The organism is Chamaesiphon sp. VAR_48_metabat_135_sub (assembly GCF_031418915.1).
GTDB lineage: Bacteria > Cyanobacteriota > Cyanobacteriia > Cyanobacteriales > Chamaesiphonaceae > Chamaesiphon.
The window spans coordinates 1-8,054 of sequence record NZ_JANOJV010000287.1 but is presented as its reverse complement, the minus strand read 5'-3'; the positions used below and the strand labels follow the sequence as shown (position 1 = coordinate 8,054).

The window sequence follows — 8,054 nt, the reverse complement described above, 5'->3', positions numbered from 1 at the left end:
TGCTGCTTAATAGTTAGAGCAATCCCCCGCCCCATTCGACATTGACAATTGCAACCCTGAATGATGACATCAAATGCTCCAGCTTTGGCTAATTCAATCAGATCGCCTCGTACTGTATTCATCGATTTTTAGCTCTAATGTTACTGTTTAATTTAGCCACCTGTAGAGGCTGCTAACTCGGCTAAACGCTCTTGTTGGTCTTGGGAAATACAACTTTGAATTACCTCCTCCAGATCGCCAGATAGCACCTTCTCTAGACCGAAATTATGTCCGAGTCGGTGGTCGGTGGCGCGGTTATCTTTATAATTATAGGTGCGAATTTTTTCCGATCGAGATCCGGTTCCAACTTGGGAGCGACGCATGGAAGTTACTTCTTCTTGTTGTTCGCGCAGTTTGATATCGTACAATTTAGCCCGCAGAATTTGCATGGCGCGTTCTTTGTTCTGGCGTTGAGAACGTTCTTCGGTACAGAAAATCCGAATTCCAGTAGGTTTGTGGAATAAATCGGCGGCGGTTTCTACTTTGTTCACGTTTTGTCCACCAGCACCACCCGATCGAGCGGTACTCATTTCGATATCCTTAGGATCGATGAAGATCTCGACTTCATCAACTTCCGGCATAATAGCGACAGTCGCGGTGGATGTATGCACCCGTCCACCAGATTCGGTTAATGGTACCCGTTGCACCCGATGTACGCCAGCTTCAAATTTGAGTTGGCTGTAGACTCGATCGCCTTTAATCTCCAGTACGGCTTCTTTAAATCCGCCCATTTCAGCCAGAGATTCACTGACTAGAAAAACTTTCCAGTTTTGGGTTTCCGCGTAGCGAGAATACATGCGTACTAAATCGCCAGCCCAGATTCCGGCTTCATCGCCACCCGTACCTGCCCGAATTTCCAACATGATGTTGCGTTCATCATTAGGATCTTTAGGTAGGAGTAAAACTTTGAGTTTGCTTTCGAGTTCGTCGCTTTTGGCTTCAAGTTCTCCAGCTTCGATTGTCGCCATTTCTTGCAGTTCGAGATCGTTGCCCGAATCTTTGACAAGTTGGCGAGTTGTAATGATGTCCTCTTGAACTTGTTTCCAGATTTCAAAGGTTTCGACAACTTCTTCCAGAGATGCGCGAGCTTTGCCGATCCGTTGCATTTCACTTGCATCTCTGGCAATATCTGGATCTCCGAGCTTACGAGTGAGTTCGTGAAATGTTTGTTCGACGGATTTGAGTTTATCGAGTAAATATGATTCTGCCATTGTTTTAGAGGGTAGGTGTAGGTTTGGTTTCGCTCTGCTCAACCCAAGACTTGTGGTTGAATATTAAGTAAGTATCGCTAGAAGTGATAGAAGTGATAGAGAATAAATAAACGCATAATTAGTTAAAATAATAGTTAGAGAATAATGATTTAAAATTACAAGGTCAAAATATAAATTATGTTTGCACAGTAAATCGATCGGGATGAATACCATGATTGACCCAGACGATCGCATCTTCCGCACTAGTCATCTCTGGCGGTATTCTCAGTATGTGAATGTGCCCCGTTGACGGACAAGTCATCTTCAGTAATACGATTGGTTCTTTACCGACAGGTTTCTGAGGCCATGTTTGCTGTTCAAAAACTGGCTGAAAATCGTCTATCTTTAACAATACATATTCTCGCCAAGTATCAATTTTTGTTGCGTTGAGTACTTCACAGATTTTTTCATAGCCAACTCGATCTATTATCCTCCGCCTGATTTCAGTATTATTTTCATCTAACAACCACTCTGGCTTCCATTCGCTCAACTTAGTCCAATAGCGACGAGGTAGATCTGCATTGAGGAAATTAACACTACTTAGATTTGGTAATTGATTTAAAATAGATAAATCTTGCAATAAATTAAATCCAAATCGTATTGATTTTAAACTTTCGATCTTAGACAAACTCTCAGGTAAGTATTTTAGGTGTCTGCCAGAAATGTATAGATCGCAAGAGTTTAGCCAAGAATACAAACGTATTATTATTTCATCAAGCCTTGAACCCCATCTATTGATTGGCTCTTCACTTGAATTTAAAAATGGTGGATATATCTCTGCTTCCCAAGAGAAATTAGCTAGTTTTGGCAACTTACTTAAATATGACAAAAAGCGATCGATATTTTCTTGTACCACTAAATGAACAGCATCCTTGTCTGCATAGATACAACGCGAACCATAATGGCTAATAACTATATTTATAAAACTATCTAATCTTGAGAAAATTAAGTCTAAATATTTGTCTCCAATATCAACTCGAATAGTACCTGGTTTTCTGCTAATCTTAAATTCCGAATGCAAATAACAGCGAGTAATATTTAATGCGGGAACATGTTTTAAATTAGAGATATCATTTAAAGGGTTATCGCGTAAATGTATTTCCTTGAACTTAGGTATGTGAAAAAGAATCTCTGGTATGTGGTCGAACTGATTATTACTGAGTTTAAGTACTTTTAAATTAATGAGATTAGCAATCGCATCTGGCAAGGAGCTTAGAGAACCACCATTCAAATCCAACCTGGTCAAATTAGTGAGATTACCGATGCTTTCGGGTAGGTTTGTTAGTTTATGACCATTTAGATAGAGTTCGGTTAAATTAGTCAGATTGCCGATGCTCTCTGGCAAACTGGTGAGACGATTGCCATTAAGATTTAACTTGGTTAAATAGGTAAGATCGCCAATATTTTCTGGCAGAGCTTCAAGTCCGTAGCCACGCAAATCTAGCACTGTTGAATTCGGTGCAATTTTATCGATTAATTGTGATAATTCTACAGTTGTCGCGCTCATCTGACTACATTCCTCTTTTGGGTCTGCCGTTTAGCCTACCAAGTATAAACTCCATCTAGCTCCACACGCTTTTCAAATATTGAAAAACCTAGAGACACGAAATTAAATAAATCGCATCTCTAGGTTTCTTAGATTAACTTTGCTATTCAGCAGCAGGAGTTTCCACAGGAGCAGTAGTGTCCAACATCCCGTATTTTTTGAGGAATCGATCGACTCGACCTTCTGTATCAATGATTTTCTGTGTCCCAGTGTAAAAGGGATGATTGCCAGACCATACGTCTACACGGAGTTCTGGTTGAGTCGAACCAACTGTCATTACAACTTCACCGTTGCAATAAACTTTGGCTTCTGGGTACCAAGTAGGATGAATATCAGCTTTTGCCACAATCTTAGGTGTTAGGTATTAGGTGTTAGGTATTAGGGGTTTGGTTTGAACGGATACTTTCACCCCTGATAATTAATTGTTAATCAGTTAATGTTTGTTTTTATCATGCTATTCCCATTCTCTTAGTCCGCGTGCGGCTCACGCTCGTGGGGTTCCCCGACGGTTTAGCGAGTCAAGACGGGCGGACTTTGCGGTCTGAGCGGCAATTTTAATCGCTGTCTCAGCCTAACGAAATAACTAACAAACAAAACAATTTTAACGTTTCGAGTATTGAGGAGCTTTGCGGGCTTTGTGCAGACCGTACTTCTTCCGCTCGACACAACGTGGGTCACGAGTTAAGTAACCTTCAACTTTGAGAGGTTTACGGTTGTTAGGATCGAGTTCGCACAGCGCACGAGCTACACCTAGTTTAACTGCGTCGGATTGTCCAGTTAAACCACCACCGTGGGCGTTAACGAGGATATCGTATTCAGCTTCTAAACCGAGAGTTTCTAATGGAGATCTCGCTGCGGAGATATAGCCACTTTGAAAGTTGAAATAGTCTTCGCCAGTTCTGCCGTTGACTACTAGTTTACCAGTACCAGGCACGAGACGGACACGAGCGATCGCGGATTTCCGACGACCTGTACCCCAGTAAACTGCCTTTTTGCTTGCTTCTACCATGATTATGCTTTAGGAATAGTGTTGATAACCAAGACTTCAGGTTTTTGAGCAGCATGAGGGTGCTGGGTGCCTGCGTAGACGTTCATCTTGGTGAATAGGTGTTTGCCCATAGAATTCTTGGGCAACATGCCTTTGACAGCTTGTTCGATAATCCGCTCAGGGATTCGGACTTGCAATTTGGCGAAAACTTCCGTTTTCATCCCGCCTGGACGACCAGAGTGTCTTCTGTAGACTTTCTGAGTGCTTTTTTTACCAGTCACCTGGACTTTCTCAGCATTGATGATAATGACGAAATCGCCAGTATCGATGTGAGGAGTATAGGTAGGTTTGTTTTTGCCACGCAATACCATTGCGACTTGGCTAGCTAGACGACCGAGGCGTTGGTCGGCTGCGTCGATGATGTACCACTTGGCATCAGCCGTATTATTGGTTGGTGGTAAGTATGTTTTTTCCACGATCTTATATCAGTTGTAGGTTGGGTTTTGCTACGCTCAACCCAACGTTTGTAATTGAGTAGAGCTATAAATATAACTAACTTTGATGTAACAGAAATTGAGGTTGGGTATCGTACCAGACTGACTCAGGAAAAGGGAAATCTGCATATCCGACTCGGAGTAAACATAGCCCTTTCGCCGTTGCTGAATGGTGGACTTCGCCGCGTTGGTCGTTTTTCCAGATTTCGGTAAAATCAGCGAGCGATAAATCGCCATTTCCCACTCTGACTAACATCCCAACTAGCAGTCGTACCATGCCATACAGAAATCCATTGGCTTGAATTTCGATCTGGATGAAGTCCCCTGACTGCTGACAGCTCACATCCTGAACTTCAACCCAGGAATGAGATCTGCTAGAATCAGTCCGATGGAAAGCACCTAGATGATGGGTGCCGAGCATCGGTGCTACGGCGGCTTGCATCAGCGCGATATCGAGCGGTTCGTGGTAATAATGCCAGGTATAAGGACGGACAAACAAATTCGGATGTCGATTCGTATAAATGGTGTACCGATACCGTCGATATTTGGCGGAGAAACGAGCGTGCCAATCATCAGCAACAGGAGCGGAAGCACGGATGAGGATATCATCTGGCAACCGATTGTTGATTGCTGTTGCCCAACTGGTGGCGGGGATCACACTAGGATCATCGAAATGGGCGACTTGCGCCGCTGCATGGACACCGCTATCGGTGCGACCTGCGCCATAGATTTCCACGTGTTGACCGAGAAACTTTTCGATCGCTTTCTCTACTTCGGACTGGACTGTCCGCCCGTAACCATGCGGTTGCTTTTGCCAACCACACAGGTTTGCACCTGAGTACTGAATAACTAGAGCAACACGTTCAGTCTGACTGTTAGTTATGAGTTGGTGCTTTTTCTTAGCCATTGCTTCACAATTAACAGAGAACCATCGATTGGCTCTACATCAGTTCGATAATTGCCATTTCTGCATTGTCACCACGACGGGGAACAGTCCGCACGACGCGAGTGTAACCACCTTGGCGATTGCCGTAGCGTTCTGGTGCTGACTCAAATAAAGCGTGAACTAAATCTTGGTCGTAGATATAGCCTAGAGCTTGACGACGAGCTGATAGAGTGCCAGATTTGGCTAGTGTAACCATTTTTTCAACTGCTGGGCGCATAGCTTTCGCTTTGACCAGAGTTGTTGTGATACGACCGTGGCGAATGAGTTCGGTTGTCAAAGACCGTAACAGTGCTTTCCGTTGGTCGGCTGGTCTACCCAGCATTGCCACGCGACAGCGATGACGCATTATATTTCTCCTTGGTTTTACTAATCATCGAGCTACTTGACAGTAGCTCTTGATGCTTTTATCGAGGTACTTTTAACAGCAACTCTTGATGCTTTTACGATCAAACTCCCTTGGGGTCTTGCGATACAGCAAGTCGCGATTTGTTCGAGTTTGTGTTGGTAATCGGTATTACCAAAATCACTATTCGATCGCTAATACTGCGCCCCGATCTTCTCAGACTTTCACTGATTTATCGTGGGGGAGTTTGATCCCCAGTCGCTTTTCGAGAGCTTCGATAACCTCCTCAGCGGACTTGAGACCGAAATTCTTGATTTCTAAGAGATCTTCTTGGGTGTAACCCATCAGATCGGAAACCGAGTTAATTTGTGCTCGTTTCAAGCAGTTGTATGCTCTAACGGAGAGATTTAGCTCCTCAATCGGAATTTGATTAGAAGGATCTTCTTCATCGGCATATTCTGGCTGGAAAGATTCCAAGCTGATATCCTTGAGCGGATTGAGCAGATCGACCAAAATCTTGGCGGATTCACTCAGTGCTTCTTGAGGTGTCAGACTACCATTAGTCCAGATTTCCAGAATTAACCGATCTTTTTCAACTGCGCCATCGATTCGCACATCTTCAGTAGTGTAGTTAACCTGAGTAACAGGCATAAATACAGCGTCGATTTGGAGCATGTCCATTGCTAGACCATGTTCGCGGAATTTGTCTACCGACCGATAGCCCTTGCCACGTTCGATTCTAAATTCCATCTCCAACTTCCCACCTGCTGCGACTGTCGCCACATACTGGTTGGGATCGACAACTTCTACTTCTGAAGGTAATTCAAAATCAGCAGTTGTAACTTCGGCTGGCCCAGTTACATTCAATCGCCCGATTTGCGGTTGAGAGGTGTAACTTTTGAGCTTGACTTCTTTCATGTTCAGCAGAAGTTCTAAAACGTCCTGGCGAACACCAACTAAGCTAGCAAACTCATGGTTGACCGTACCTGGCTTGACACCAGCTTTTTCGTCTTTAATTAATCCAGCTACTCGTACCGCAGTAATACATGTCCCTTCTAAGTTGGACAATAATACCCGACGTAATGAGTTGCCGATCGTTACACCTTGTCCTCGATCGAGAGGCTCCAGGATAAACTTACTATATTGACTTTGATTTGACTCCGTCTTAGACTCGACACACTCGATCTGAAACTGCGCCACAGAGTGACCTCCCTACCCAGTTTGTACTTAACTTTAAACTTTTTTCAGATGACAGCTAGATAGCCAACACATCTTCTCTAACATAACAACTAATAATTCATAATTACTAACACTAGCAATCGCCAGCGTAGATCCTACAAACTAAAAATAATTAATCTAGACTCTCCGTCTTTTTGGTGGACGGCAACCATTATGTGGAATTGGAGTGACATCGCGAATTAGAGTTATTTCTAACCCTGCACCTTGGAGGGCACGAATCGCTGTTTCACGACCCGCACCAGGCCCGCTGACCATCACTTCCAGTTGACGCATACCTTGATCCATTGCCCGCTTGCCAGCACTTTCTGCGGCGGTTTGAGCTGCAAATGGAGTCCCTTTTTTCGCGCCTTTGAAGCCACTAGATCCGCTAGATGCCCAGGAGATTACGTCTCCATTAGCATCAGAGATCGTGACGATCGTATTGTTGAATGTTGACTGGATGTAAGCTACGCCGTTTGGAACGTTGCGCTTCTGCTTTTTTGGTCCAGTCTTTTTACTAGGTTGTCGAGCCATGTCGGTCTATGTATTTGAAATATCAATGAGGTAATCGATGAAAACATCAACTGTGTATCTTTGAGAAATTCGATAGTTCGATTTGCTTGGTTAATATAGACCAAAGCGTAGCTGTGATAACGGGTTTAGACACACTAATTGGCGAAAAGCAACAACAGAGGCTACTAATCGCCAATTGGCTATTTCTGGGTTGCCACAACCACCGAACCATGTTATTTCTTGCCTGGAGCTTTTTTCTTCCCGGCGACTGTTGCGCGACGACCGCGACGTGTACGTGCATTTGTCCGAGTACGTTGACCGCGAACTGGTAAACCCATCCGGTGTCTGCGTCCGCGATAGGAGCCGATGTCTACCAATCGCTTGATGTTCATCGATTCCCAGCGACGTAAATCGCCTTCGATCTGATAATCGCCTTCTACCCGTTCCCGCAGGAGGGTAACTTCAGCATCTGATAAATCCTTAACTCGTGTATCAGGATTTACACCCGTCTTTGCTATTACTTCTTTGGCGCGGGTTAACCCGATTCCAAAGATGTATGTGAGACCGATTTCCACCCGCTTGTCGCGAGGGAGGTCTACGCCTGCTATCCGTGCCACACTTGTTTCTCCACTATACTTTGATCTCGATCTCGAATCGATGGCTCTATGAAAGGGTTCGGTTTGGAACTAGCGCAACTCGCCCAATCCTTTACTCTCA

General features: G+C 44.2%; 10 protein-coding genes. All 10 read right to left on the bottom strand.

Annotated features, from left to right (window positions below):
* Window positions 1-152: 152 nt before the first annotated feature.
* Window positions 153-1,250 (bottom strand): peptide chain release factor 1, encoded by a 1,098-nt coding sequence (prfA, locus tag RMO55_RS20080; RefSeq protein WP_310429623.1) that lies wholly within the window; start codon window positions 1,248-1,250, stop codon window positions 153-155.
* Window positions 1,251-1,425: 175 nt separating this feature from the next.
* Window positions 1,426-2,736: a leucine-rich repeat domain-containing protein gene (locus RMO55_RS20075; RefSeq protein WP_310429621.1), complete on the bottom strand. Its 1,311-nt coding sequence runs from the start codon at window positions 2,734-2,736 to the stop codon at window positions 1,426-1,428.
* A gap of 202 nt (window positions 2,737-2,938) precedes the next feature.
* Window positions 2,939-3,181, bottom strand: coding sequence for a 50S ribosomal protein L31 (gene rpmE, locus RMO55_RS20070; RefSeq protein ID WP_310429619.1), 243 nt, complete (start codon window positions 3,179-3,181; stop codon window positions 2,939-2,941).
* Window positions 3,182-3,436: 255 nt separating this feature from the next.
* Window positions 3,437-3,844 carry a 30S ribosomal protein S9 gene (gene rpsI / locus RMO55_RS20065; RefSeq protein ID WP_396134421.1) on the bottom strand — a complete coding sequence of 136 codons (408 nt, stop codon included), beginning with the start codon at window positions 3,842-3,844 and terminating at the stop codon, window positions 3,437-3,439.
* Window positions 3,845-3,846: 2 nt separating this feature from the next.
* Window positions 3,847-4,299, bottom strand: coding sequence for a 50S ribosomal protein L13 (gene rplM, locus RMO55_RS20060; protein ID WP_310429617.1), 453 nt, complete (start codon window positions 4,297-4,299; stop codon window positions 3,847-3,849).
* 76 nt (window positions 4,300-4,375) lie between these two features.
* A complete protein-coding gene (gene truA / locus RMO55_RS20055; RefSeq protein ID WP_310429615.1) occupies window positions 4,376-5,224 on the bottom strand; it encodes a tRNA pseudouridine(38-40) synthase TruA in 849 nt (282 codons plus the stop codon).
* 34 nt (window positions 5,225-5,258) lie between these two features.
* Window positions 5,259-5,609 (bottom strand): 50S ribosomal protein L17, encoded by a 351-nt coding sequence (gene rplQ, locus RMO55_RS20050; RefSeq protein WP_310429613.1) that lies wholly within the window; start codon window positions 5,607-5,609, stop codon window positions 5,259-5,261.
* 213 nt (window positions 5,610-5,822) lie between these two features.
* Window positions 5,823-6,806, bottom strand: coding sequence for a DNA-directed RNA polymerase subunit alpha (locus tag RMO55_RS20045; protein ID WP_310411379.1), 984 nt, complete (start codon window positions 6,804-6,806; stop codon window positions 5,823-5,825).
* A gap of 156 nt (window positions 6,807-6,962) precedes the next feature.
* The gene (rpsK, locus tag RMO55_RS20040; RefSeq protein ID WP_295616775.1) at window positions 6,963-7,358 is read right to left on the bottom strand and encodes a 30S ribosomal protein S11; all 396 of its coding nucleotides are present in this window, start codon (window positions 7,356-7,358) and stop codon (window positions 6,963-6,965) included.
* A 212-nt stretch (window positions 7,359-7,570) separates the two neighbouring features.
* Window positions 7,571-7,954: a 30S ribosomal protein S13 gene (rpsM, locus tag RMO55_RS20035; RefSeq protein WP_295616778.1), complete on the bottom strand. Its 384-nt coding sequence runs from the start codon at window positions 7,952-7,954 to the stop codon at window positions 7,571-7,573.
* Window positions 7,955-8,054: the final 100 nt, after the last annotated feature.